Genomic DNA, 25,619 nt, shown 5'->3' on the forward strand with positions numbered 1-25,619 from the left:
GAACAGCAGCAGATATTTTCTGTTGCTGTTCATTGAATGTAATAAAATAAATACAAATTGGAGGAAATCATCGTGACTATTGCGACTATACTCTCTCTTGGAGAGACCGCACTGAAACTTGGCCTGATCTGTTCATTGACAGTTCTTGCCCTGTTTCTCAGTTATTCCATGCTGAATGTCTGTGACCTTTCCACTGATGGCTGTTTCACACTGGGAGCAGCAGTGGGAGCAGCAGTGGCAGTCAGCGGACATCCTTTTTTATCAATTTTTGCAGCTATGGCTGCAGGTATATGCTCGGGCTTTGTGACAGCCATACTTCAGACAAAGCTGGGCGTTGACAGCCTTCTTGCAGGAATTATTGTTAATACGGCTCTTTATTCTGTGAATATTGCAGTGATGGGAGGTTCCTCCCTGATCAATATGAACAGAACAGAGACGGTATTTTCCATGATGAAAGAAACATTGAAAAGTACACCGCTGAAAGGAAGAGGAGATATTGTAGTTGCTTTCATTGCAGTAGCCATTGTGATTGTCTTCCTTGTATTTTTCTTAAGGACAAGACTTGGCCTGGCAATCAGGGCAACAGGAAATAATGCAGATATGGTAAAATCCTCATCTATTAATCCGGTATTTACTACGATTGTAGGTCTCTGTGTTGCCAACTCCTTCACAGCACTTTCCGGATGTCTTCTGTCTCAGTCACAGAAATCTGTAGATATCAATATCGGACAGGGAATGGTTACCATCGCGCTGGCTTCCCTGCTGATCGGTGGTACGATTCTTGGCAGAGGTGGAATTTTCGTGAGAGCTGTTGGCATGGTACTTGGATCTTTTATTTTCCGTCTGGTATATACCGTCGCACTGAGATTCAATATGCCGGCATTTATGCTGAAACTGGTATCTTCTGTGATCGTTGTGCTGGCTATTTCAGGTCCATATTTGAAAAAACAGTGGCCGCAGATTAAGAGAAGAATGACTCACAGGAAGGGAGTACAGTGATTTATGCTGAAGATTGAACATATTTCCAAGACTTTTAATCCGGGTACGGTAAACGAGAAACAGGCCATCAGAGATTTATCCCTGAATCTGGAGAAGGGCGATTTTGCAACGATCATCGGTTCCAATGGAGCTGGTAAATCCACTCTGTTTAATGCGATCTGTGGAGATTTTCTTACAGATTCCGGTGTGATCATGTTGGATGGACAGGACATTACTTTTATGCCCCAGCATGTACGTGCAAAGACCATCGGTCGCCTGTATCAGGATCCTATGAGGGGAACTGCACCTGGAATGACTATAGAAGAGAATCTGGCACTTGCAGCAGGGAAAGGAGGATGGCTTTCCCATGTGTCCAGACAGGAGAAAGAACGATTCCATGAAGAACTGAAGCTTTTGGATATCGGACTTGAGAAGCGTATGACTCAGCCGGTAGGACTTCTTTCCGGCGGACAGAGACAGGCGCTGACACTTCTCATGGCAACCATGAATCCGCCCAAGCTTCTGCTTCTGGATGAGCATACAGCAGCCCTTGACCCGGGCACAGCAGAGAAGGTACTGAATCTTACGAAACGAATTGTAGAGGAACATCAGCTTACCTGTCTGATGATCACCCACAATATGCAGTCGGCCCTTGATCTGGGAAATCGTATTCTGATGATGGATTCCGGAGATATTGTGCTGGATATCCATGAAGAAGAAAAGAAAGGCCTGACAGTGGAAGGTCTTCTGGAGAAGTTTAAGACAGGTGCCGGTAAGATGCTGGATAATGACCGTATTCTTCTTTCCGGAGAAAAGTAATTATAAAAATAACATATAATTGTAAATGAAAGAACCATTATATACAGAAGTTATAGTTGTTGCCTGAAGCATACAGCCATGTTTTCTGATATAATGGTTCTTTTTGTCTGGTAGCGACTCTATTGCCTGCTGTAATCTACAGAAGGCTCCTGCTCTGGTTTGAGTGTGATAAGCTTGCTTCCGACCACTGCTGCAATGAAAATCCAGATAAACATTTTAACCGGGAAGCAGAGGAAGAGAAGCATAGTTACTGCCAGTGGCTTTTTCATAATTCCACCCAGAAGTGACGCAGTAACGATTGCAGCTCCAAATACCACATGTCCCCCGTCTGGCCCGCAGGTCAGCATTGCCACGCCGTATCCCATACATACTCCGGCAAAGATGACAGGGAAGAAATGCCCTCCCTTTAAACCGAACTGAATACACAGATTTGTCAGCAGGAGCTTAAAAAATGCAATGCCAATAAGTGCCAGCGGCAGATAAGAGGTATAGGTTTTCATAAGTGTTCCCATCTGCTCTTCTCCGGAAAACATAAGTACAGGTAAGAATGAACCTGTGATTCCAAGACATAAACCTGCAAAAATTTCTCTGACAACTGCCGGGAATCTGTTGGAAATATTTCCGGTCAGTTTGTGTGTTGCCTGATAGAAGTATGCCAGGATAAGACCGCACAAAATATACAGAATCATAAGCAGATAGTCTTTTCTCTGGATTTCCACCATATCAAAGGATGGAAATCCGGAAAGCCCTGCACCAAAAAGTGCAGATAAACCTGCATAAATACCAGTGCCTGCAGCCAGCGCGATTCCGTAAATAAATAATTTGGAACCCTTTGTTAAGGCTTCAAGATCTTTCTCGGAGTTTTCTTCTACTTCGAAAATACCGAACAGAGGTGCGTGAAACAGCACACTCATGGAGACTGCGGCACCAATCTGCGAATAATTTCTGGTATTCTGTTTGGCAAACTTCAGATTGTCTCCGGCCCAGTAGCATAAACCTACGATAATACCGGTAAGTCCGGCTTCGGGACCTACACTGCTTCCTATGAGTAATGGCAGCAGTGCTGCCACCATCATTACAAGCATGTTTTTGTATTCGTATCTTTTTTCTGTTCTGACTTTTCCCATAACAGTTTCCAGATCTTCGGGATAGTCTCCGAATATTTTTCGGAAAATACCGATAATTGCCGCACCGGCTACACAGATAAGAATCGTATAATAGGGAACAGAGGTTTTTCCGGGAAGCCATTTCCATAGAAATTCAGTTCCGACTGCCATTATTTTCAGCAGGATCCATACCAGTGCACCGGCAACAGCACCAATGAGTGCACAGAACAGCCACAATTCAAGCTGATTTTTTAAAGATACGTTTTTGGGGCTTTTTGTGTTATTCATACAGTCATAACCTTTTTGTTAGTTTTCGGTCTTTCCGAAATTGATTCCAAGTACGATCATATTGATACCCTGCATCAAAACAGAAAAAGCGATCATATATCCTGCAGAGATCATGGTAAGTACAGGATGGGTAAATGAAATGATGCTGACAATTACGGATAAAACACCGCACACAATGCTCAGGATACCTTTTCCTTTAGATGTTTTATATACCTTTGCGCCGCCGGCAATCTGGAAAATACCATAAATCAGAATGATTGCACCGACCAGATAAGCAGCCATTACGTCTGTGATGAACCGCTGAATGCCGCTGAATAATAAGATAATACCCGCAAGTCCTTCCAGAACACCGAGAATACATGCTCCGATTTCTTTCTTTTCTTTGGATAAAGAAAGGATTACAAGTTCAATACCATTTACAAACAGAAGGATTCCCAGGATCCATCCGATTGCAAGAAAAGTTCTCATTGGTCTTACAAGAGTGTAGACTCCTAATAACAATGTTAAAACTCCGGTGATCAAAGTGAGGTATTTTAGTGCTTTATTATCTTTCATACTGTTAAGCTCCTTTCATATTGCAAGTGAAACCGTTTTATACTATACTTCAATTAATTTCAGGCAGTATATTATTTCATTGGAGGACAAGTGCATGAAAAGAATTAAAGTATTAGGCAGTGTGTTAAAACGGACTCGCGCAGATAAAATTATCATTGGTTTTATTGTGTTTATTTTTGCTATCGCAGCAGTGATCCAGCTGGTGGAACCGGACATTAACCGATACGGAGATGCACTGTGGTATTGCTATGCGGTGATCTCCACTGCCGGATTTGGCGATGTGGTTGCGGTTACTTTTATTGGAAAAATGTGTTCCGTTCTTCTGACGATCTATTCGCTTTTTGTAGTTGCCATTGCCACCGGGGTAGTGGTTAATTTCTACACCCAGATGGTGGAATTGCAGCGAAAAGAGACACTTGCCATGTTTATGGATCAGCTGGAAAGACTTCCTGAGCTTTCCAGAGAAGAGCTGGAGAATATTTCCAGAAAAGTGCGCCAGTTTCGGTAGCTGTGGATCTTACTGATCTTTGGAAGAAAGTTCTTCTTCCTGCTTGCTGCGTACCTGCGGGATCAGAGAAGCTGCCAGCTTTCCTTTTCCGCGGTTTCGCAGATACAGAATACCGATGATAGAAAATACGACTGCGCCGATAAAGTTTACGATCAAATCTTTCATGGTATCAACAATACCAATATCAAGATAGCCTCCCAGATTCCAGGTCTCGCCGTTAACGGCCAGGGACTGAACATCTACATGGATCGGAACATTTGCACCGGTAGGATTCAGCTTCACAGAGTTGATGGCCGGTACGATCCAGTCCTTCTGCATATCCATTCCAAAAAACCAGTCCATGCTGAATTCAAAGAATTCCCACATAACACCAACAGTCATTGAAAAACAGAATGCAAAAAAAGCTACAAAATACGGTGACATTTTAATGGAAAACCTGTCGCTGCGGTTAAAAAGATCAATCAGTGCAAATCCGATGGCAGCCATCAGAAAACCGTTAGTAGTATGTAAAATGGTATCCCAGATAGGGATTTTTACATAAAAGGCATTGATTTCGCCAAGAATTTCTGCTGAAAAGATAAAGATCAGAATCACTGTTTCCAGTCCCGGTGGTATTGTGACGTTCAGTTTCCTGTCCAGAAACTGTGGAACCATAAAAAGGATCAATGTTAAGATTCCCAGAAACATATTGTGGTAATTTCCCAGGAAAAACTGACGTACAACAGATAAGATTACCAAGGCGGTAAGTACCATCTGAATCTTTGTTCTGTTCTTTTTCAAACCTGAATTAGCTTTCATTTTTCTTTTCCTCCTTCCTTATTTTATATCCTTATCCTCACTGTTTGTATTTTAACATAAGTGCATCCAAACAACAAGAATTATAGGATAATAAGCTGTTTCTGGGACTCGTGGCAGAATTTTCTGCCGGTTTTCAGACAAAGGAGTTTTTCATATAAATTGGAAGAAAAAACAGTTTCAGATAAAATCTGATTACCTTCACTGTCCAAAAGATTTTGGGCGTCCGCAAGCTTGGTGATAAGAGGAATTCGGCTGTGCTGCTTGATCCGGCTTAGCAGTTCACTGCTTTCTTTGCGGAAACCAAGAACCCTGGCAAAGGGAATCTGTGTCGGTGCAGTGTGGATATTTAATATAATATGAAGCAATGCCCTCTGTATCCTTGTCTGAGTCAGCTCTCTGGTTTTTAAAACAGATACAGACTGGGAAAAGGACAACAGAAGATTTTGCTGATTTATGATCCGCCGGGCGAGATCCTCGGAAACATCCATATAGGAAGAAAGGCTTTCTACATTCTCCTTCATAAGGCAGTAGGAGAGGATAGAGTCCAGAGAATTTTCTGTGAGAAATTCACCGGAGTCCAGCGCCTTTTTGAAAACGTAAAAAGCATCTGGTGGAATCTGGGATGATAATATATTGGCAGTTTTGGTATCCGGATTCCTGACTGGATTATTTATGTCTGAGATTGCCTCTGAATGGCCACCTCCCGGATTCTGAATAAGACTGCGTATAGCAGTTGCAGATGCAAAGAAATCAGTAGATGACTGTAAATCAGGGGAGGAGCTTGCTGAATCACCTTCAGGGACAGCGGTTTCATGATACCCCATTCCTTCCCTGCGGATGGTAACAGGGCGGATTTGGCTGTTCAGGCGGAGAAGTGCCTTGCAGTATTCGATTCCCAGAATATTATTCGGTGTATTCAGAATCTGTGTAACTTCATTTAACAGAGGAGTAAGAACTCCGTCAAAATCGTCACCATTGAAGTTGCGCGGATTCTTAAAATATTCTGTCAGTGCCTGGCTTCTGGCAGCGGGAAAAGTCAGACCTTCGCTTAAAAAGCTTTTCAGCAGTTTTTTATATTCTTCAGGTTCTTCTACAAGAATCTCGGCCAGTTCTCGCAGTGCGCTGATCTCCCCTGACTCACTTCCAAAGCAGAGCATATCAACAACACCAAGGCTGTCTAACAGGGAAACACCGCCCATTGCGAAGGCTTCCGCACTTGCTGTAGAGATGGATACCGGCATTTCAAGCACAAGGTCAGCGCCGCACCGCAGAGCCATTTCTGCACGTGTATGTTTGGAGATGAGAGCAGGGGTGCCACGCTGCACATAATCTCCGCTCATGGCAACGATAACATAGTCTGCTTTTAGCTTTTCTTTTGTATACCGGATCTGATATTCATGTCCTTTGTGAAAAGGATTATATTCTGCAATAATTCCTGCTGTTTTCATAAATTTACACAGATGCTCCTTCCTGAAATTCTGTAGAGTTCTCTTTTTTTAACCATATTGCATCTTAAAAAATACTTTTTTATGTCATATTCTACCATTCAGATGCTTGAAATACAAGGCTTCAGGAGTTATAATGAAAACAGCGCAGATAATTGATAGAAAATTGATATTGGATATCAGAACTGCTATATGAAAGGAGCCATTTTAATCATGGGATTTATTGACACACTCAAAGAGAGAGCAAAAGCAAACGTAAAAACAATCGTACTTCCGGAGACAGAAGATAAGAGAACTCTGGCAGCTACAGAGAAAATTTTAAAAGAAGGAATTGCAAAGGTTATCCTTGTTGGTAACGAAGAAGCTGTTAAAAAGAGTGCAGCTGAAGACGGATATGACATTTCCGGCGCACAGATCGTAGATCCTGCTACATCAGAGAAAACACAGGGATACATTGACAAGTTAGTAGAATTAAGACAGAAAAAAGGCATGACACCGGATCAGGCTAAAGAGATTCTTCTTAACCAGTATCTGTACTATGGTGTAATGATGGTAAAAATGGGCGATGCAGACGGTATGGTATCCGGTGCATGTCACTCTACAGCTGATACATTAAGACCATGTCTTCAGATCCTGAAAACAAAACCAGGTACAAAACTTGTATCTGCATTCTTCTTAATGGTAGTTCCGAACTGCGAATATGGCGCAAACGGCGCATTTGTATTTGCTGATTCCGGTCTGAACCAGAACCCGACTTCAGAAGAGCTTGCAGCAATCGCAGCATCTTCTGCAGAATCCTTCGAACTTCTTGTTCAGGAGAAACCAATCGTTGCAATGCTTTCACACTCCACTAAAGGCAGTGCAAAACATGCTGACGTAGATAAAGTAGTAGAAGCTACAAAGATCGCAAAAGAGCAGAATCCGGAACTTGCACTTGACGGAGAATTCCAGCTTGATGCAGCTATCGTTCCAAGCGTAGGCGCTTCTAAAGCTCCTGGAAGCGAAGTTGCAGGTAAAGCTAACGTACTTGTATTCCCAGACCTTGATGCAGGTAACATCGGATACAAACTTGTACAGCGTCTTGCAAAAGCAGAAGCTTACGGACCTGTAACCCAGGGTATCGCTAAACCTGTAAATGACCTGTCCCGTGGATGCTCTGCAGACGATATCGTTGGTGTGGTAGCTATCACAGCAGTACAGTGCCAGGCTGACGACAACAAATAAGATTTCAGTCAGACCGTAAAACGGACTGAGAATTATTTCATTGACTACATAATGTTAAAGGCATCGGAGGAGATATTTCTGATTCTGATGCCTTTGATATCATTACTCATATTTCCCTGGAAATGATGAGAATAATATTATAATATGAAAGGAAAAGCTGACAGAAATATTCGAAGACTTGTGTCAGGATTATGGACAGTATTCGAAATTTGCTGCCGGCAGAATATGAAAATGAACGTATTAGTAATCAACTGTGGAAGTTCATCCCTTAAATATCAGCTGATCAACTCTGATTCAGAAGCAGTTCTTGCAAAAGGTCTCTGCGAGAGAATCGGTATCGATGGAAGATTAGTATATCAGAAAACAGGCTGTGACAAAGAGATCACAGAAGCTGCAATGCCTACACATAAAGAAGCAATCCAGATGGTACTGGATGCCCTCACAAATGATAAAACAGGCGCAATCGGAAGCCTGAAAGAAGTAAATGCTGTTGGACATCGTGTTGTACATGGTGGTGAGAAATTTGCCAAATCTGTAGTGATCACAGATGAAGTAATCTCAGCAGTAGAAGAATGCAATGACCTTGCACCACTTCATAACCCTGCAAACCTGATCGGTATCCGTGTATGCTCCGAGCTTATGCCGGGTGTACCCCAGGTAGCAGTATTCGATACAGCTTTCCATCAGACAATGCCTGCAAAAGCATATCTCTATGGTCTTCCGATCGAATATTACAAGAACTACAAAGTAAGAAGATATGGTTTCCACGGAACATCCCACAGCTTTGTTTCCAAACGTGCTGTTGAATTCCTTGGCCTTGACAAAGATAATTCCAAAGTTATCGTCTGCCACCTTGGAAACGGTTCTTCCATCAGTGCTGTTGTAAACGGTGAGTGTGTTGATACAACAATGGGTCTTACTCCACTTGAAGGTGTTGTTATGGGAACACGTTCCGGTAACATTGATCCTGCTATCATGGAATTCATTGCTAAGAAAGAGAACCTTGACATCGCAGGTATGATGAATGTTCTCAATAAGAAATCCGGTCTTCTTGGATTATCCGGCGGATTATCCAGTGACTTCCGTGACCTGAACGATGCAGCTCAGAGTGGAAACGAAGATGCAGCTAACGCAATCGATGTTCTCTGCTATGGTATCGCTAAATTCGTTGGCGGATATGTTGCAGCTATGAACGGTGTAGATGCCATCGTATTTACAGCAGGTATCGGCGAGAATGCTATTCCTGTACGTGAGAAAGTTGTAAGCTATCTTGGATACCTTGGAGTTACACTTGACAAAGAAGCTAACGGAGTTCGCGGAGAAGAGATCGTTATCTCTACACCGGATTCCAAAGTTAAAGTTGCTGTAATTCCTACAAACGAAGAACTTGCAATCTGCAGAGAGACAGTAGCTCTGGTTTAATTTTCACAGATAATAAAGTGTCTGTTTTGTGTCCAAACGAGAGAAATATAACTAGATAAAAGTTATATTTATATAGAAGGGAAGGGTGCATCTGTCAGGAGCACCCTTCTTTGTGCCCGTAAGGCATGTGGAAATTACCTGATAATAATGCCGCCGGATGATAAAATACTTCGTAAAGGAATATTACTTGACAAAATGTGAAATTTTTCTAATTTATCGTTGACAAAAGCAGAGGCGGTATGTATAATAAAACAAGTGTGGATAGGAGAAAAGTATGCAGATACATTTATCAGATATTTCATCCAGTGAAGGAATGTGTATTCAGAAGACTGCAGAGTTTGGAATGGATACGATCACCTTTCAGTCAGGAAGCTTTCCGGTACTTGCAAAAGAACCCATAGAGCTTACGATCACGAATACAGGTGACAGAAATCTTGAAATCAGAGGAACAGGTAAGATTACCGTAGGTATTCCCTGTGACAGATGTCTGGAAGAGGTTTCAACAGAGATTCCTTTGGAGATTGAGCGAAAACTTGATATGAAGCTTACGGATGAAGAACGTGTGAATGATCTGGACGAGAGTTCTTATCTCACAGGTATGGACCTGGATGTGGACCAGCTGGTCTATCTTGAGGTACTGATGAGCTGGCCTTTGAAGGTTTTATGTAGAGAAGACTGCAAAGGAATCTGTAGCCAGTGCGGGAAAAACCTCAATGACGGTCCCTGTGGATGCGTCGAGGAACCTAAGGATCCCCGTATGGCAGCTATCAGTGATATATTTAGTAAATTTAAGGAGGTGTAACATAATGTCCATCTGTCCGAAGAATAAATCTTCCAAAGCAAGACGCGATAAGAGAAGAGCAAACTGGAAAATGAGCGCTCCGAACCTTGTAAAATGCAGCAAATGTGGCGAACTGATGATGCCGCACAGAGTATGCAAAGCTTGCGGAAGCTACAACAAAAAGGAAATCATTAAAGTTGAAGACTAATTTTTAATGATTGCAAAGTATGGCAGGTTCTCCCGTTTGGGATGCCTGCTTTTTTGTGTATTATTTTATGGATGAGGAAAAAGTAATGAATGAGAAGGAGAAGGTAAATCAGATCACAGAAGGTGTGATCTGGAAACAGCTGCTGTTATTTTTCTTTCCTATTGTATTTGGAACATTTTTTCAGCAGATTTATAATACGGCGGATACTATTGTTGTAGGTCGTTTCGTAGGAAAACAGGCACTTGCTGCAGTTGGAGGTTCTGCCAGTCAGATCGCCAATCTGATCGTTGGCTTTTTTGTAGGGCTTTCTTCAGGGGCAGCAGTTGTGATCTCGCAGTTTTATGGGGCAAAAGATAAGAAGAATCTGAGTAAGGCACTGCATACAGCATTTGCATTCTCCATTGCAGCGGGAATTGTTCTTACTGTAGTGGGGATTTTTCTGACCAGACCTGCATTGCTACTTATGAAGACACCTGCAGATGTAGTAGAGGACTCTGCAGTGTATCTTCATATTTATTTTGGCGGAATGGTTTTTAACCTGGTTTATAATATGGGAGCAGCCATCCTGCGTGCAGTAGGAGACTCCAAAAGACCACTGTATGTTCTGATCATTACCTGTGTGCTGAACATTATTCTTGATCTGCTGTTTGTGGTTGCGTTTGGCATGGGTGTGACAGGAGTAGCTGTTGCTACAGTTACTTCTCAGGTGATCAGTGCGCTGATTGTAACAGTAATGCTTCTGAAAACCAGAGAGATATATGTGCTGAAGATCAATCAGATCCGTTTTGACAGAAGAATGCTGTTTTCAGTTCTGAGAATCGGTATTCCGGCAGGTCTGGAATCTGTAATGTATAATATTTCCAATATTGTGATACAGGTATTTGTAAATAATCTGGGAACTGACACAGTGGCGGCATGGGGAACTCTTGGGAAAATAGATGCTCTTTTCTGGATGGTGATCAATGCATTTGCGATTTCCATTACTACCTTTGTGGGACAGAATTTCGGAGCCGGTAAATATCACCGTATGCGGAAAAGTGTGAGTGTCTGCATGATCATGAGTATGGCCAGTTCTGCGGTGCTGATCATTTTGATGTATTCATTTGCTCCCTGGATTTATCGTCTGTTTACCACAGACAGCGCAGTGGTTGTCCATGGTGTTCATATGAGTCGTTTTTTACTGCCGTCCTATTTCATTTATGTGATCATAGGAATCCTGTCCGGAGCGCTGAGGGGGACCGGGAAGGTTCTTGTGCCTATGCTTCTTACCTGCGGCGGTGTGTGTTCTTTGAGAATCCTGTGGCTTTTTACAGCCGGCCAGATATACCCGGGAATTAATACGATCATGCTCAGTTATCCGGTTTCATGGAGCATTACGGCAGTATTGTTTATTGTATATTATTTTATGAAATTTCCAGGAAAGAAAAAGGAGAATTAACCATTTTTCATGAAATAATGCAGTTTATCCTATGTCTGTTGCCGAAATCCGCCAGATAAGGTAAGCTAAGAACAAAGGAAATTGAGAATAAAGATAACGGATTGAGCAGTAATGTAAAATGAAAGTATGAAAAAAGCATGAGAAAACAGAAAATAACAGTTCTGATTTTAATGATAACTCTGTGCCTGACTGGCATATGGGGAATGAAAAAAAATACCACAGTATGGGGCGCGGTGATCCGGGTAAATGATGTGATCGTACCTCATGATATTCCTGCAGTAGCTGTAGAAATAAATAAAAGTAGCGAACTGATTACTGAGAAACTGTCTCGGGTTTTCTATACAGTTTATACAGACACAGATACACTGCATATTCCGGTGTTCTGGGATGTTTCGTCTGTAAATATGAAACTGGCAGGCGTTTACACAATGAAAGGTGTACTGAAGCTTCCGCCTGAGTATGCTTTTGATGAGAGTAAAAGTCTGAAGGTACAGACAACTGTTTCTGTGCAGTACCCGGACAAACCGGATATTAATATATATTACAGGCTGACTGCGGCAGGAATCTATATATTTCCCTGGTTGAAGCAGGAAAATTTTGACTCCATGGAAGCTTATCTGAAGAAAGAAAGCGGACAGTGGATCAACCTCACTGAGGAGGGCTTTGCTCTCTGTGAAGAGGAGGGGCTGTATGTATCTAACCAGAGTATGGTTGTGGGTAATACCTATTCCCTGCTGGTAACCTATGATAATGGAAAGAAGCAGACCAATACTCTGCGGTTTCAATACCAAAAAGACGGCAGTCTTAAAATTTACGGTTATCAGCACAATCTGCTTGGAAATACACAGAAGCCTGGAAAAATCATCTGTTCTTATGATACCGGAGATGAGAAATATCTCAGCAGATGTGCTGCCTATGCAGTAAAAACGGGGGGAAGCCTGAAGCAGATTGAGAAAGAATTGAAGGAGAATGTCAGACTGAGGGTCAGTACTGCTGAAACATTTGAAAATACAGCCGAGAATCCGGAACTGATTCTGGAATCTTCCTGGGATCTGAGCCGGGTGAATAGGGAAAAACAAGGCGTGTACAAGGTAACCGGATCATTTGTGATCCCAGAGGGATATGAAGTATCTGACAGCCTGACGCTGCCAGAGGCATATGCATATCTTTCTGTACAGAAAAAAGGAGAACCACAGATTAATACCTACAGCATGCCGATGGTAGACCTGCTGGAATTTCCTATGCTGCTGGATGGATTTTCTGCAGAAGAACGCCGGAACATACAGGTTTACCTCTCTGAGAATGAGGGAAATTACCGGAAAATTGATGATGACTTGGTGGAAGTGACTTCTGATGGAATTCAGATTTATTACAGAGAGATATTAAAGAAAGGACAGAACTACCAGATCTGTGCTGTCTATGAGAAAGGGAGCACAGGAATTTATTCTTTTTCCTATAATGATGCGTTTATTGTCAATGAATACTGGCATGAGCGAAATTTTTCGGACAGAGAGGAAAAAGATCTTCCTGACATTGTGCAGAAAGCACCTGCTTCGTCAGAAGTAGTACAGGAAGAAAAGAAAGAGAATCTGAATACGGGAAGTGCCGGATATTATTATGGTGACTCTTACGGAACAGACAATAATACAGACGGACAGAATAGCAGCAGTAACAAAGTTTCTGATGCAAAATCTGCTGAAATATCGGATACAGAGAATTTCGTGACAGAGTTAAGCACCGACACCATTACTGCAGTCAGTGGAAAGAGAATGCTTCTTATGATCCAACAGAATGGAAGTGCAAGGTTTGAGAAACAGGGAATCTCTGTGACATTTTCTCCGGATACAGTGAATGGATGGAAGATCAATGCAGAGGATGAAATCCAGATAGGAATCGAGAAAACGTCAGAAACTGCATTTTCTCTGCGGATTTTTGTCAGAGGTGAGAAAGTGACAGAGATTCCTGGAACAGTGGTGGAATTTCAGGCATCTGTGTTTGGCGGAATCCAGTTACCTGAAACAGTAAAAGCGGAGGATGTGCAGGGAAATCAATATGCAGTGAATTATCAGGAAAAACAAAATGTTCTCCGTATGGAGATCAACCAGACAGGGGATTATTTTTTGACAGATGGAGAGTCGGAAAATATCGGGGACCAGACGGTTGAGGACAGCGTGGAAGCTATTTCAGACGGAGAAGATATAGGTTTTACAGAAGAGCCAATGCCAGAGGAGGAAACGGAGCAAAAGACAGAGCAGAAAACAGAGAATTCCGCCAAACAGTTTCTGATGATAATACTTACATTACCGGCAGTATGTATCCTGGTGGCTGCCATTATTTTTGCAATTCGTAAAAAACGCAGATAAGCGACAGTGGAAAGGCAAACAAAGCACCTGAAAACAGAAGGAGGTGTCAGCAATGAAGAAGAACTGGAAATATTCATTACTACTTATAGTAGCTGTATTTGCATTGACTATGGGCATATTCTTTCTGTTTTACCGCTTTGATAACAAATATACGGCCAGGGGGGACCAGGCCATTCAGGGAATCCTCTATGTGCCTGATGATGATTCTGTGCATTATCTTGCCAGGGAATGGGAATATTATCCGGATGTATTGCTGACACCGCAGGAAATAAAGGAACAGAAGGAGGACTACTACAGCCGTTATGTTTCCATTGGCGAGTACGGTGGAATGGACCTGGGCGACAAAAATAAATCTCCTTTTGGAAGTGGTACCTATCGGATGACCCTGGTGCTTCCTGAAAAAGAAAAACAATATGCTATTGGCCTGACAGAGATTTTTTCTGCTTACAAGCTGTATATTAATGGGGAATTGATGGGGCAGATGGGAAATCCGGATCCGGACAATTACCAGGAGCAGATTCAGAACAGGGTATTTACCTTTGAGGGAAAAGGAACTGCAGAGATTGTGATCGCAGTGACAGACAAACATTCGGTGTCATCGGGAATTCAGTATGTGCCGGTTTTGGCTTCTCCTTTTAAAGTGAATATTATCCGCGGGTTGTCACTTATGATTGCTGTGGTATTTATGGCTTTTACATTTTTTGTCCTGATTTTTTCAGTGTATATGTATATGCGAACTAAAAAAGTGGAGTTTGGACTTTTTGCCCTGCTTTGTATCTGTGTGCTGGGATATGGTTCTTATCCGATCCTGCATTCCTTTGTTGCAGTAAAAGTACAGCCTTGTTATGGAATGGAGGCATTGTTCTATTATCTGATGTTTGCCGGTGTTATGCTGGTACAACAGAAGATCCTGGGAGGTGAGGAAAGGATTCCGGAAATTCTTGCAGGTGTGGCCGCAGCAGCCGGAGTGATGGTTTTTGTGGCAGAAATGCTGTGCAGCAGAGCCCAGTCTGCAACAGGGCTGTATCTGATCTCTAAGCTTACAGAGATTTTGAAGTGGGCAGCAGCCGGTTATCTGCTTTTCAGAAGTGTAAAGGAGATAAAACAGAAGTACAGTAATGTACTTTTAGTGGGAATTGTTGTTTATGCAGCGTCTCTGGCAGCAGACCGGATATGGAGATTATATGAGCCGATCATTGGCGGGTGGTTTATGGAAATTGGTGCAGCAGTGCTTGTAGCCAGTGTGGGACTGACTCTGTGGATGGAGCTTGCCAATGCTTACAGATTTCAGCTTACCTATGGAGAATACAGCCGTCAGATGGAACAGAAACTGCAGATACAGAAACAGAATTATGAGGAACTTACAGAAAAGATGGATGAGATCAGCAGGATGCGCCATGATATGAGACACCATCTGCGCACCATCATGTCTTACACCCAGCAGGGAAAATATCAGGAGATGATGGAATATCTGCAGGAGTATGCATCCGTTATAACAGAAGAGGAAAAGCTAATCTGTTATTGCAGAAACATGGCCGTAGATGCAGTGATCCATTTTTATGCAGGAGAACTGAGGAAGAAAGGGATTCCTTTTGAATGTGATATGATGCTGCCACAGAATATTGGCATTTCAGATACAGATCTGTGCAAAATATATGGAAATCTTCTGGAAAATGCCGTAGATGCAGTAAAAGATCTGCTACCGGAAAATAAGCCTTATGTAAAGATGCTTACAAAGGTTAAGAACAGGAAGCTTCTGATAGAGATTTCAAATCCATATTCCAATGAAATCCAGCGAAGAGAAAAAGTTTTTTATTCAACAAAGCATGAAGGCTTTGGAATCGGAACAGCGTCTGTAGCAGAAGTGGTACAACGAATGGGCGGATATGTAGTTTTTAATACAGAAGAGGGTATTTTTAAAGTAAATATCTTTCTGCCGGTGAAAACAGTACAGTAAATAAATAGTTACTGCCCGGAGGGGAAGAGGCATATCGGAAATACTTATTTATCAGAGTCTGAAGAGAATAAGTATTCCAGATATGCTTTTTTTATTGCGTTGGAGCCACGCTTGCGTACAGTAACAAGCTCCTGATTGTCCATAACAAAGCCTTCATCTGTGGATTTCTCGATGTGATCCATATTTACGATACAGCCTCTGTAACAGGAGAGAAAACATTTCGTTCCCTCCAGAAGCTCTTCGAATTTCTGGAAGGTTATGTAGGAGCGTATAATGCCTGCATCTGTGGTATGTACCTGAACTGCATTGCGGTAGGTATCCACGTACAGGATGCTCCTGACAGGGATCTTTACAGGGGTACGGTCAGAGATCAGTTCTATATATCTGGAGTTCTGTGACTGTCTGAACTGGATTGTTGAGAGAATCCGGCAAAGCTTCTCCGGGTCAAAGGGCTTCAGCAGATAGTAGGATGCCTGTACATCATAGCTTTCCACAGCAAAGGAATCACTGCTTGAAATAAAAATCAGAGCAGTTGTATCCCTGGCTTCGCGGAGCTTTCTGGCTGCATCCATACCGGTCATACTGCCCATATAAATATCCATAATGATCAGGTCGTAAAATCCGGGTATGTATTTAGTAAAAAAAGCTTCTGCGCTGGAATACAAATGGATGTCTGCGGATGTATTCTGGGATTCATAATAAGAAGAAATGACAGATTTTACCTGACGCAGATCTTCCTTTGAATCGTCAAGGATTGCAATATTCAAAAGGAGTACCTCCTAAATTAACTTAAACATAATTTGTATTTTAGCGTATTTTCATGAGTTATTCAAGTACGGATTCCTTACTGAAAGCAAGTAATACCATAAGTATTTATTCATTTTTCCATATTTCATGAAAAATGTCATTTAATCCCATGTATCTTGAAAATAAGACTGAAATTTTTTATAGTAAGAACATAGAAATTCAGTTTAGAAATATGTACACACATTTTAAGAAAGGATGGTAAAAAAATATGAAAAACTGGAAAAAAATAATGGCAGGTCTTTGTGCTGCTGCAATGGTAAGCTCTATGGTTGTTCCGGTATGGGCAGCAGAGGAGACTACAGAAGAAGCAGCAGATGACGGAGATGTCGCGGATGTATCAGAGGCAATGTTAGGACTCTGGAAGGACAGCGCAGGAGATATCTACGGATTCTACAAAGATAATTCGTTTTTTGGTCAGTGGAAGGATGAAGAGCAGGATGTTCTTGGTGTATATGCCCTGAGTTCAGACGGAGAATATACAGCTCTGGTAATGCAGTTCGCAAATGACGACGGCACGTATGATGATGAAAATATGGTAACTTATCTGGTGCAGGCAAATGAGGAAGAGAATCTTCTGGAACTTTATGATCCGGACAGTCTGGACCTGACTGCAACCCTGGAGCCTTATGAGGCAGACGGTGATGAGTCGGATTACAATCAGACTTATCAGGATATGGGTGATATCCTGACAGAATGTTATTCCGGTGAGACAGAAGCAGGTGAGACTTTTATTTATGCAGCTAATGAGGATGGAACTTTCTGCTCAGTACTTGTGATCGATCAGGATGATAACTATGTAAGCTTTGTTGGCGAAGGTACTTTTGATGAAGAGAATGGTACTGTGACGATTACTGATGAAGTTTCTGAGATGGCACTTACTTTTGGCGTGGCAGTGAATGATGATGATACACTGACACTGGATATGGGTGATCTTGGAAGCGCTACTGTAGAGGAAGCTACGCTGGCGGTTGCCGTTCAGGGACTGAAGTATGCAGTTGAGAATGGAACTGAGATGAACTAAGCAATTCTTTTTCAGGAACAAAAATATGTGATTTTGAGGATACTCCTCTTCGGATAGATTTATTCGGAGGGGAGTGTTTTTTCTGTGCCGGGGGTTTTAGAATGGCTGGGAAGATGGTATAATGAGGAGCGAATTCTATAGTTTTTGTGGAAGTGTTACAGATGAGCAGAAACAGACAGGAAGCGAAAATTACGAGAGAGGTTTGAATTTATGAATATTCTGAATATAGAGCATGTTTCCAAGGTGTTTGGTGAGAAGGTGGTGCTGGATGATGTTTCCTACGGGGTGCATCAGGGAGATAAGATTGGGATCATCGGGATTAATGGGACCGGGAAGTCTACGATTCTGAAGATCATCGGCGGTCTGGAGGAGCCGGATGAGGGGCAGGTGATCACTCAAAATGGCCTGAGAATCACGTATCTTCCGCAGATGCCGGAGTTTCCGCAGGGAGCTTCTGTCCTGGATTATGTGGCAGAAGGAAAGTGGCAGAAGGACTGGAGTACTGAGAGCGAGGCAAGGAATGTTCTGAATAAGCTGGGAATTACAGACCATGAGGAGAAGATCGATCATTTATCCGGGGGACAGAAGAAAAGGGTGGCACTGGCAAGGACTCTGGTGAATCCCTGTGATGTGCTGCTTCTGGACGAGCCTACCAACCATCTGGATAATGAGATGGTGACCTGGCTGGAAGACTTTCTGAGAAGTTTTAAGGGCGTTGTGATCATGGTTACTCATGACAGATATTTCCTCGACAGGGTTACTAATAAGATTCTGGAGATTTCCCATGGCGGCCTTTATGCTTATGAGGCTAATTACTCGAAGTTTCTGGAACTGAAGGCAGAGCGTGAGGAGATGGAGCTTGCCAGTGAGAGGAAGAGACAGAGCGTACTCCGCATGGAACTGGAGTGGGCAAAGCGTGGATGCAGAGCCAGAAGTACCAAGCAGCGGGCACGTCTGGAACGCCTGGAGGCACTGAAGAATGGAAAGGCTCCGGTGCGTGATGCGAATGTGGAGCTGGATTCTGTTGAGACACGTATGGGAAAGAAGACGATCGAACTTCACCATATCAGCAAGAGTTTTGGTGAGAAGAAGATCCTGGATGATTTTAATTATATTGTGCTGCGCAATCAGCGTCTTGGGATTATTGGTCCTAATGGGTGCGGAAAGTCAACACTCATCAAGATTATTGATGGGATGGTACAGCCGGATGCAGGAGAAGTGGAAATTGGAGAAACCATCCGCATAGGGTATTTTGCACAGGAAGTGCCGGATATGGATACCAATCAACGTGTGATCGATTATATTCGCGACGTGGCAGAGTATATTCCGACCAGAGACGGGAAGATTTCCGCAACAATGATGCTGGAGAGGTTTCTCTTTGATTCTGCCATGCAGTATGCACCCATTGCCAAATTGTCAGGTGGTGAGAAGAGGCGTCTGTATCTGCTGAAGGTTCTGATGGAGGCGCCGAATGTGCTTCTTCTGGATGAGCCAAGTAATGATCTGGATATTCCTACACTGACCATTCTGGAGGATTATCTGGATTCTTTTGCAGGGATTGTGATCGCAGTGTCTCATGACAGGTATTTTCTGGATAATATTGTGGACAGGATTTTTGCTTTTGAGGGGAATGGACATCTGACCCAGTATGAGGGCGGATATACGGATTATACAGAGGCGCTGGCGAGAAAAGGCGGGGCAGTATCTGAAGGACAGAGCACTGCAGTTGGTGCGGAAAAGAAGAAGTCGGCTCAGGCAGACTGGAAGCAGAATCGTCCCCAGAAGCTGAAATTTACCTATAAAGAGCAGAGGGAATTTGAAACTATCGATGATGATATTGCAGCGCTGGAGGAACTGCTGGAGAAGCTGGATAAGGATATGGAGGCCAATGCCACCAATTCTGTGAAGCTTCGTGAGATCATGGAGCAGAAGGAGAAGGCACAGGCAGATCTGGATGAGAAGATGGACAGGTGGGTTTATCTGAATGATCTGGCGGAGCGAATCGAGGCACAAAAAAGTGAAAAGTGATTTTTTTCAGATGCTATTGACTTTGCAGAGGGTTCTTTAGTATGATACAGATTATGGAAGATTGCAGGAGCTGCTTTGCAGCGGGGCAATTTGCGGATGCCGGGTCAGTAACAGAAAATATCTTTTGATCCTGACATCTGTGAGTGAACAGTAAGTGAACAGGAGATATAAAAATATGGCAGAACAGGTCAGAGTTGTAGTGGACGCAATGGGCGGGGATAATGCCCCGGCAGAACCTGTCAGGGCTGCAGTGGAAGCTGTAACAGAGAGACAGGACATAAAAGTAATTCTTACAGGAAAACAGGAAGTGATAGATAAGGAACTGGCGAAATATTCAGGATATCCGAAGAACCAGATCCAGGTTGTCAACGCATCCCAGGTGATTGAGACAGCAGAACCCCCTGTTTTTGCGATCCGTAAGAAAAAAGATTCATCAATCGTAGTAGGTTTGAATATGGTTAAGAAACAGGAGGCAGATGCCTTTGTTTCATCAGGAAGTACAGGAGCTGTTCTTGTTGGCGGACAGGTACTGGTAGGCAGAAGTAAAGGTGTGGAGAGGCCGCCTCTTGCACCGTTGATCCCTACCACGAAGGGTGTTTCCCTTCTGATCGACTGTGGTGCCAATGTGGATGCACGTCCATCGCATCTGGTGCAGTTTGCGAAGATGGGCTCTATTTATATGGAGAACGTAGTTGGTATTAAAAATCCAAAAGTTGCCATTGTAAATAACGGGGCGGAAGAGGAGAAGGGAAATGCACTTGTAAAAGAAACTTTCCCCCTTCTGAAAGAATGCAAAAGCATTAATTTCATCGGAAGTATAGAAGCCAGAGATATCCCGGCAGGATATGCGGATGTGGTCGTATGCGAAGCATTTGTGGGAAATGTGATCCTTAAATTATATGAGGGAGTTGGTTCTGCCCTGGTCCAGAAGATCAAAGAAGGAATGATGACCAGCACAAGAAGTAAGATCGGTGCACTTCTGGTAAAGCCTGCACTGAAAGAAACTCTGAAATCCTTTGATGCAACGGAATATGGCGGAGCACCGCTTCTGGGGCTTAAAGGACTTGTGGTAAAGACGCATGGAAGTGCCAAAGCCATTGAGATCAAACATGGTATTTTCCAGTGTGTACAGTTTAAACAGGAGAAGATCAACGAGAAGATCGCAGAGCGTATCCTGGAGGATCAGGAAGTACTGAAGTCCGGAGCAGAATAGAGCAGGACAGGAACAGAAACAGGAAGGAGGGTTGAAGATGGAACTGGAGAAAATAAAAGCTATCATAGCAGAGGTTCTGAATATTGATGCAGATTCGATCACAGAAGACACTACATTTGTAGATGATCTTGGTGCAGACTCTCTTGATATTTTTCAGATTATTATGGGGATTGAAGAGGAGTATGACATTGAGCTGGATAATGAATCTGTCGAACAGATTCAGACAGTCGGTGATGCTGTTGAAGCAATTCGGACAATTAAATAAAAATGTAACTGTCCGGCAGTCTGAAATTTGACAGGAGCATAATACAGGCGGACTGAGCAGTTGCAAAAAATGATGCCGCAGGGTTGTCAGATGACAGCCCTGTGCATATGGAGAGGGTTAGAGGAATGAATAGAAAGACAGAAGAATTAGAAGAAATCATAGGATATCATTTTAAAAATAAACATTATCTTACACAGGCACTGACTCACAGTTCCTATGCAAATGAGAAGAAGTTGGGGAAGCTGGGCAGCAATGAGAGACTGGAGTTTCTGGGAGATGCTGTGCTGGAGCTGATCAGCAGTGATTATCTGTATGCAAGATTTACCCAGATACCGGAGGGAGAGCTGACAAAGAAGAGAGCCAGCCTGGTGTGTGAGCCAAGCCTTGCCTATTGTGCAAGAGAATTCGGACTGCCGCAGTTTCTGTTGCTTGGAAAGGGAGAGGATATGACAGGCGGAAGAAACAGGGATTCTATCGTCTCTGATGCAACAGAGGCTTTATTGGGAGCTATCTATCTGGATGGTGGTTTTGCTAATGCAAAGGAGTTTGTGCTGAATTTTATCCTGAATGATATTGAACATAAACAGCTCTTTTATGATAGCAAGACCATCCTGCAGGAAATCGTGCAGGAAAACGGAACACAGCCGGTGGAATATATTCTGACAAAAGAAGAAGGCCCGGATCATAACAAAAACTTTACTGTGGAGGCAAGAGTAAACGGAAAAGTGATGGGACAGGGAAGCGGTCATACAAAGAAAGCAGCAGAACAGGCCGCAGCATACCAGGCGATTCGTGTACTCAGAAAATAAACAGGAGAATTATGTATTTAAAGAATATAGAGGTACAGGGATTTAAGTCTTTCGCCCAGAAGATCAATTTTGAATTTCATAACGGGATCACCGGTATTGTAGGTCCGAACGGAAGTGGAAAGAGCAATGTCGGTGATGCGGTGAGATGGGTGCTGGGTGAACAGAGTGCCAGGTCTCTGCGAGGAGGAAATATGCAGGATGTTATTTTCTCCGGTACAGAGACAAGAAAACCCCTGGGTTATGCATCGGTGGCGATCACACTGGATAATTCAGACCATAAGCTTCCGGTTGATTTTAACGAGGTTACGGTTACCAGAAGGCTTTACCGTTCAGGAGAGAGTGAATATAAGATCAACGGAAGTGCCTGCAGACTGAAAGATATCAATGAGATGTTTTATGATACAGGTATCGGTAAAGAAGGATATTCCATTATCGGACAGGGACAGATCGACAGGATCCTAAGCGGTAAACCGGAAGAGAGAAGAGAGCTTTTTGATGAGGCAGCAGGTATTGTTAAATTTAAGAGAAGAAAGAATACCACGATCAAAAAACTGGAGGAAGAACGCCAGAACCTGGTCAGAGTGACAGATATCCTCTCGGAGCTTACCAGACAGCTGGAACCACTGGAGAAACAGTCAGAGACAGCAAGAGTTTATCTTTCCAAAAGAGAGACTCTTAAGGAACTGGATGTGAATATGTTCCTGATGGAGTATGCTGCTGCAGCCAAAGAACTCAAGGAACTGGAAGAGAAGAACATAATTGCGCAGAATCAGCTGAAGGATACCCAGAGTTCCTATGACCGGACCAAGGTGGAATATGAACGTCTGGAACAGGAACTGGAAGATTTAAATTCCAAAATGGATGCACTTCGCATTTCCGGTCAGGAGCAGGCAATCCGTAAACAACAGCTGGAAGGCCAGATCAATGTATTAAATGAGCAGATACTGGCAGGGGCACAGAATGAAGAGCATTATAAGGGACGTATCCAGACTATTGAGGCTGAACTTTCAGTAAGAACAGATTCAAAGAAGAAACTTGAAGAAGAAAAAACGGATATTTATGCACAGTTAAAGGCTGTCCGTAAGAAACTTTCTGAGGAAGAAGAGAAATTAAGGACAGCGCAGGAGAATATGGAAGCCTGTACTCTCGAAGTGGAGAATGGCAAAAATGAGATCATTGAAATTCTGAACAGCCGCGCCAATGTCAAGGGTAAAGCCCAGAGATTTGATGCAATGATGGAACAGGCAGAAATCCGTAAGGCAGAGATCAGCCAGCGTATTCTCAGACTGAAGAGTGAAGAGGAAGAGCAGCAGACCATTCTGACTACAGCCCGGAAACAGTATGATGAGATTACATCCCAGATTGAAAATGCCAATGAGGAATGTGAACATCTGAATCTGAGTGTGATGAAGATTCAGGAAAAGCTGAAGGAACAGAACACAAAGCTGGAAGCAGAACAGACAGCCTATCACAGAGAGGCATCCCGGCTGGATTCTCTCAGAAATATCGCGGAGCGCTATGATGGATACGGAAACAGTATCCGGAGAGTTATGGAACAAAAAGAACGTGTTCCGGGAATCCAGGGTGTTGTCGCAGATCTGATCCAGGTAAACAAAGATTATGAGATCGCTATCGAGACAGCTCTTGGTGGGAGCATTCAGAATATTGTTACAGATAATGAGCAGACTGCCAAAACCATGATCGAATTTCTGAAAAAGAATCGTTATGGACGTGCGACCTTTCTTCCCATGAGCAGCATAAGTCCCAGAGGTGAGTTTACACCGAAAGAAGCACTGAAAGAGCCGGGCGTTGTGGGGATTGCCAGCGAACTGGTGTCCGTAGCTTCTCAGTATCAGCAGATCACGAAATTCCTTCTTGGAAGAGTGCTGGTAGTTGATAACATTGATCATGCCATTGCAATAGGAAAAAAATACAGACACAGTCTGAGAATGGTCACAACAGAGGGTGAATCCTTAAGCCCGGGAGGTTCCATGACCGGCGGTGCCTTCAGAAACAACAGCAATCTGCTTGGAAGACGGCGTGAAATAGAGGAACTGGAAACAAAAGTAAGTCAGCTGAAGCAGAATCTGACCGAAAAGCAGAATGCTGTTGAGGAAAATAAAAATCAGAGAAACAGGCTTCGTGATGCCATTGCAGGATTTCAGGAAAAACTCCGTCAGAAATATATAGAACAGAATACTGCCAGAATGAATATCAAACAGCAGGAAAAGAAAGCTGAGGAGATCCGAAGCGGATATGCTCAGATCAACAGAGATCAGGCAGAGATCAAACGCCAGGTCATGGAAATCCGGCAGGATCATGACCGGATTGCCAGGGAACTGGAGAATTCAAAGCAGGATGAGAAAGAACTGGAGAGTTTTATTGAGGCAAAGCAGTCAGAACTGGATGAATGGAAAGAAGAAGAGAAGAAAATCACCCGGGAGTTAGAAGAAATCCGTCTTCAGTCATCCGCTCTTGAACAGAAAGAGAAATTTGACCAGGAAAACCTGAGCCGTCTGAAAGCAGAAATCACAGCTTTTATGACTGAGAAAGAGGATATTTATCAGTCTCTTGCTCACAGCAGTGAAGAGATGGAAAAGAAGCAGGAGATGATCACTCAGCTGAAAAAAGAGTCGGAAGAGTCTGTCCTTCATGAAGAACAGACACAGATGCAGCTGAAAAATCTGCAGAAGGAGAAAGAGAGCAGAACTTCTCAGCATAAAGATTTTTTTGAGAAAAGAGATTATCTGTCCGGTCAGATCGGACTTCTGGATAAGGAATGTTACCGTCTGCAGGGACAGATGGACAAGCTGGAGGAGAACAGGGAAGAGCGGATTGCTTATATGTGGTCCGAGTATGAGATCACTCCCAATAATGCCGTTTCCTACAGAAAAGAGGAACTTACTGATCTTTCGCAGATGAAGCGACAGGCAGCTCAGATTAAAGATGATATCAGAAAGCTGGGACCTGTAAATGTAAATGCTATTGAGGATTATAAGGAACTTCTGGAAAGACACACCTTTCTGTCCGGCCAGTATGAGGATCTGGTCACAGCGGAGAAAACTCTGGAACAGATCATTCAGGAGCTGGATGAGGGAATGCGGAAACAGTTTTCTGAGAAATTCGGTGAGATCCAGAAGGAATTTGACAAGGCATTTAAGGAATTGTTCGGAGGCGGAAAAGGAACTCTGGAGCTGGATGAAGAGGCAGATATCCTGGAGGCAGGAATTAAGATCATTTCCCAGCCGCCGGGAAAGAAACTGCAGAATATGATGCAGCTTTCCGGCGGGGAAAAAGCTCTGACAGCTATCGCACTTCTTTTCGCGATCCAGAATCTGAAGCCGTCACCGTTCTGTCTGCTGGATGAGATCGAGGCAGCGCTGGACGATTCCAATGTTGGGCGATTTGCCGGATATTTACAGAAGTTGACGAAAAACACACAATTTATTATAATAACCCATAGACGTGGAACTATGAACGCCGCAGACCGGCTTTATGGTATTACCATGCAGGAAAAAGGGGTATCCACACTGGTTTCCGTCGATCTGGTGGAGAATCAGCTTACCCAGTAACAGGAGGAGTTTCA

21 protein-coding genes are annotated in these 25,619 nt (G+C 43.2%); 16 read left to right on the forward strand and 5 right to left on the reverse strand.

From position 1 onward, the window contains the following. Positions 1-72: 72 nt before the first annotated feature. Together LI074_RS01555 and LI074_RS01560 are read left to right on the forward strand one after the other, a co-directional pair. Positions 73-999 (forward strand): ABC transporter permease, encoded by a 927-nt coding sequence (locus LI074_RS01555; RefSeq protein ID WP_008704724.1) that lies wholly within the window; start codon positions 73-75, stop codon positions 997-999. A 3-nt stretch (positions 1,000-1,002) separates the two neighbouring features. Beyond that, positions 1,003-1,797: an ABC transporter ATP-binding protein gene (locus LI074_RS01560; RefSeq protein ID WP_022380585.1), complete on the forward strand. Its 795-nt coding sequence runs from the start codon at positions 1,003-1,005 to the stop codon at positions 1,795-1,797. A gap of 119 nt (positions 1,798-1,916) precedes the next feature. On the opposite strand, the gene LI074_RS01565 is transcribed toward LI074_RS01560, so the two are convergent. Further along, positions 1,917-3,191 (reverse strand): chloride channel protein, encoded by a 1,275-nt coding sequence (locus tag LI074_RS01565; protein WP_173697729.1) that lies wholly within the window; start codon positions 3,189-3,191, stop codon positions 1,917-1,919. 18 nt (positions 3,192-3,209) lie between these two features. Further along, entirely contained in the window at positions 3,210-3,746 is a 537-nt protein-coding gene (locus tag LI074_RS01570) for an HdeD family acid-resistance protein (protein ID WP_173697730.1), read from the reverse strand. 94 nt (positions 3,747-3,840) lie between these two features. Here LI074_RS01570 and LI074_RS01575 point away from each other — a divergent pair, with 94 nt between their 5' ends. Then, positions 3,841-4,254 carry a potassium channel family protein gene (locus tag LI074_RS01575; RefSeq protein WP_008704717.1) on the forward strand — a complete coding sequence of 138 codons (414 nt, stop codon included), beginning with the start codon at positions 3,841-3,843 and terminating at the stop codon, positions 4,252-4,254. A 9-nt stretch (positions 4,255-4,263) separates the two neighbouring features. On the opposite strand, the gene LI074_RS01580 is transcribed toward LI074_RS01575, so the two are convergent. After that, positions 4,264-5,052, reverse strand: a complete 789-nt coding sequence (locus LI074_RS01580; protein ID WP_025576926.1) for a hypothetical protein — start codon at positions 5,050-5,052, stop codon at positions 4,264-4,266. Between the two features lie 80 nt (positions 5,053-5,132). Beyond that, positions 5,133-6,500: a tRNA(Met) cytidine acetate ligase gene (locus LI074_RS01585; RefSeq protein ID WP_173697731.1), complete on the reverse strand. Its 1,368-nt coding sequence runs from the start codon at positions 6,498-6,500 to the stop codon at positions 5,133-5,135. Positions 6,501-6,710: 210 nt separating this feature from the next. Here LI074_RS01585 and pta point away from each other — a divergent pair, with 210 nt between their 5' ends. From pta to LI074_RS01620, 7 genes are all read left to right on the forward strand, one after another. Then, entirely contained in the window at positions 6,711-7,721 is a 1,011-nt protein-coding gene (gene pta, locus LI074_RS01590; protein ID WP_019161337.1) for a phosphate acetyltransferase, read from the forward strand. Between the two features lie 231 nt (positions 7,722-7,952). Next, positions 7,953-9,143, forward strand: coding sequence for an acetate/propionate family kinase (locus LI074_RS01595; protein WP_008704712.1), 1,191 nt, complete (start codon positions 7,953-7,955; stop codon positions 9,141-9,143). 274 nt (positions 9,144-9,417) lie between these two features. Continuing rightward, positions 9,418-9,945: a YceD family protein gene (locus LI074_RS01600; protein ID WP_120062487.1), complete on the forward strand. Its 528-nt coding sequence runs from the start codon at positions 9,418-9,420 to the stop codon at positions 9,943-9,945. A gap of 4 nt (positions 9,946-9,949) precedes the next feature. Then, complete coding sequence (gene rpmF, locus LI074_RS01605; protein WP_008704709.1) at positions 9,950-10,132, forward strand: 50S ribosomal protein L32; 183 nt, start codon at positions 9,950-9,952, stop codon at positions 10,130-10,132. A gap of 85 nt (positions 10,133-10,217) precedes the next feature. Next, positions 10,218-11,570, forward strand: coding sequence for an MATE family efflux transporter (locus tag LI074_RS01610; RefSeq protein ID WP_022380589.1), 1,353 nt, complete (start codon positions 10,218-10,220; stop codon positions 11,568-11,570). A gap of 137 nt (positions 11,571-11,707) precedes the next feature. After that, positions 11,708-13,933, forward strand: coding sequence for a hypothetical protein (locus LI074_RS01615; RefSeq protein WP_173697732.1), 2,226 nt, complete (start codon positions 11,708-11,710; stop codon positions 13,931-13,933). Positions 13,934-13,985: 52 nt separating this feature from the next. Next, a complete protein-coding gene (locus LI074_RS01620; RefSeq protein WP_173697733.1) occupies positions 13,986-15,890 on the forward strand; it encodes a sensor histidine kinase in 1,905 nt (634 codons plus the stop codon). Positions 15,891-15,934: 44 nt separating this feature from the next. On the opposite strand, the gene LI074_RS01625 is transcribed toward LI074_RS01620, so the two are convergent. Beyond that, positions 15,935-16,657 carry a LytR/AlgR family response regulator transcription factor gene (locus LI074_RS01625; RefSeq protein WP_173697734.1) on the reverse strand — a complete coding sequence of 241 codons (723 nt, stop codon included), beginning with the start codon at positions 16,655-16,657 and terminating at the stop codon, positions 15,935-15,937. A 248-nt stretch (positions 16,658-16,905) separates the two neighbouring features. Here LI074_RS01625 and LI074_RS01630 point away from each other — a divergent pair, with 248 nt between their 5' ends. From LI074_RS01630 to smc, 6 genes are all read left to right on the forward strand, one after another. Next, positions 16,906-17,718: a hypothetical protein gene (locus LI074_RS01630; protein WP_008704704.1), complete on the forward strand. Its 813-nt coding sequence runs from the start codon at positions 16,906-16,908 to the stop codon at positions 17,716-17,718. 210 nt (positions 17,719-17,928) lie between these two features. Beyond that, the gene (locus tag LI074_RS01635; RefSeq protein WP_118521114.1) at positions 17,929-19,746 is read left to right on the forward strand and encodes an ABC-F family ATP-binding cassette domain-containing protein; all 1,818 of its coding nucleotides are present in this window, start codon (positions 17,929-17,931) and stop codon (positions 19,744-19,746) included. Positions 19,747-19,921: 175 nt separating this feature from the next. Beyond that, positions 19,922-20,959 carry a phosphate acyltransferase PlsX gene (gene plsX, locus LI074_RS01640; RefSeq protein ID WP_020993746.1) on the forward strand — a complete coding sequence of 346 codons (1,038 nt, stop codon included), beginning with the start codon at positions 19,922-19,924 and terminating at the stop codon, positions 20,957-20,959. Between the two features lie 37 nt (positions 20,960-20,996). Next, positions 20,997-21,224: an acyl carrier protein gene (acpP, locus tag LI074_RS01645; RefSeq protein ID WP_020993747.1), complete on the forward strand. Its 228-nt coding sequence runs from the start codon at positions 20,997-20,999 to the stop codon at positions 21,222-21,224. Positions 21,225-21,349: 125 nt separating this feature from the next. Continuing rightward, positions 21,350-22,033: a ribonuclease III gene (gene rnc / locus LI074_RS01650; RefSeq protein WP_008704699.1), complete on the forward strand. Its 684-nt coding sequence runs from the start codon at positions 21,350-21,352 to the stop codon at positions 22,031-22,033. A gap of 11 nt (positions 22,034-22,044) precedes the next feature. After that, positions 22,045-25,605 (forward strand): chromosome segregation protein SMC, encoded by a 3,561-nt coding sequence (gene smc, locus LI074_RS01655; protein WP_173697735.1) that lies wholly within the window; start codon positions 22,045-22,047, stop codon positions 25,603-25,605. Positions 25,606-25,619: the final 14 nt, after the last annotated feature.

The sequence above is a fragment of the Blautia sp. MSK18_10 genome, from assembly GCF_020553185.1.
Lineage (GTDB): Bacteria > Bacillota > Clostridia > Lachnospirales > Lachnospiraceae > Blautia_A > Blautia_A wexlerae.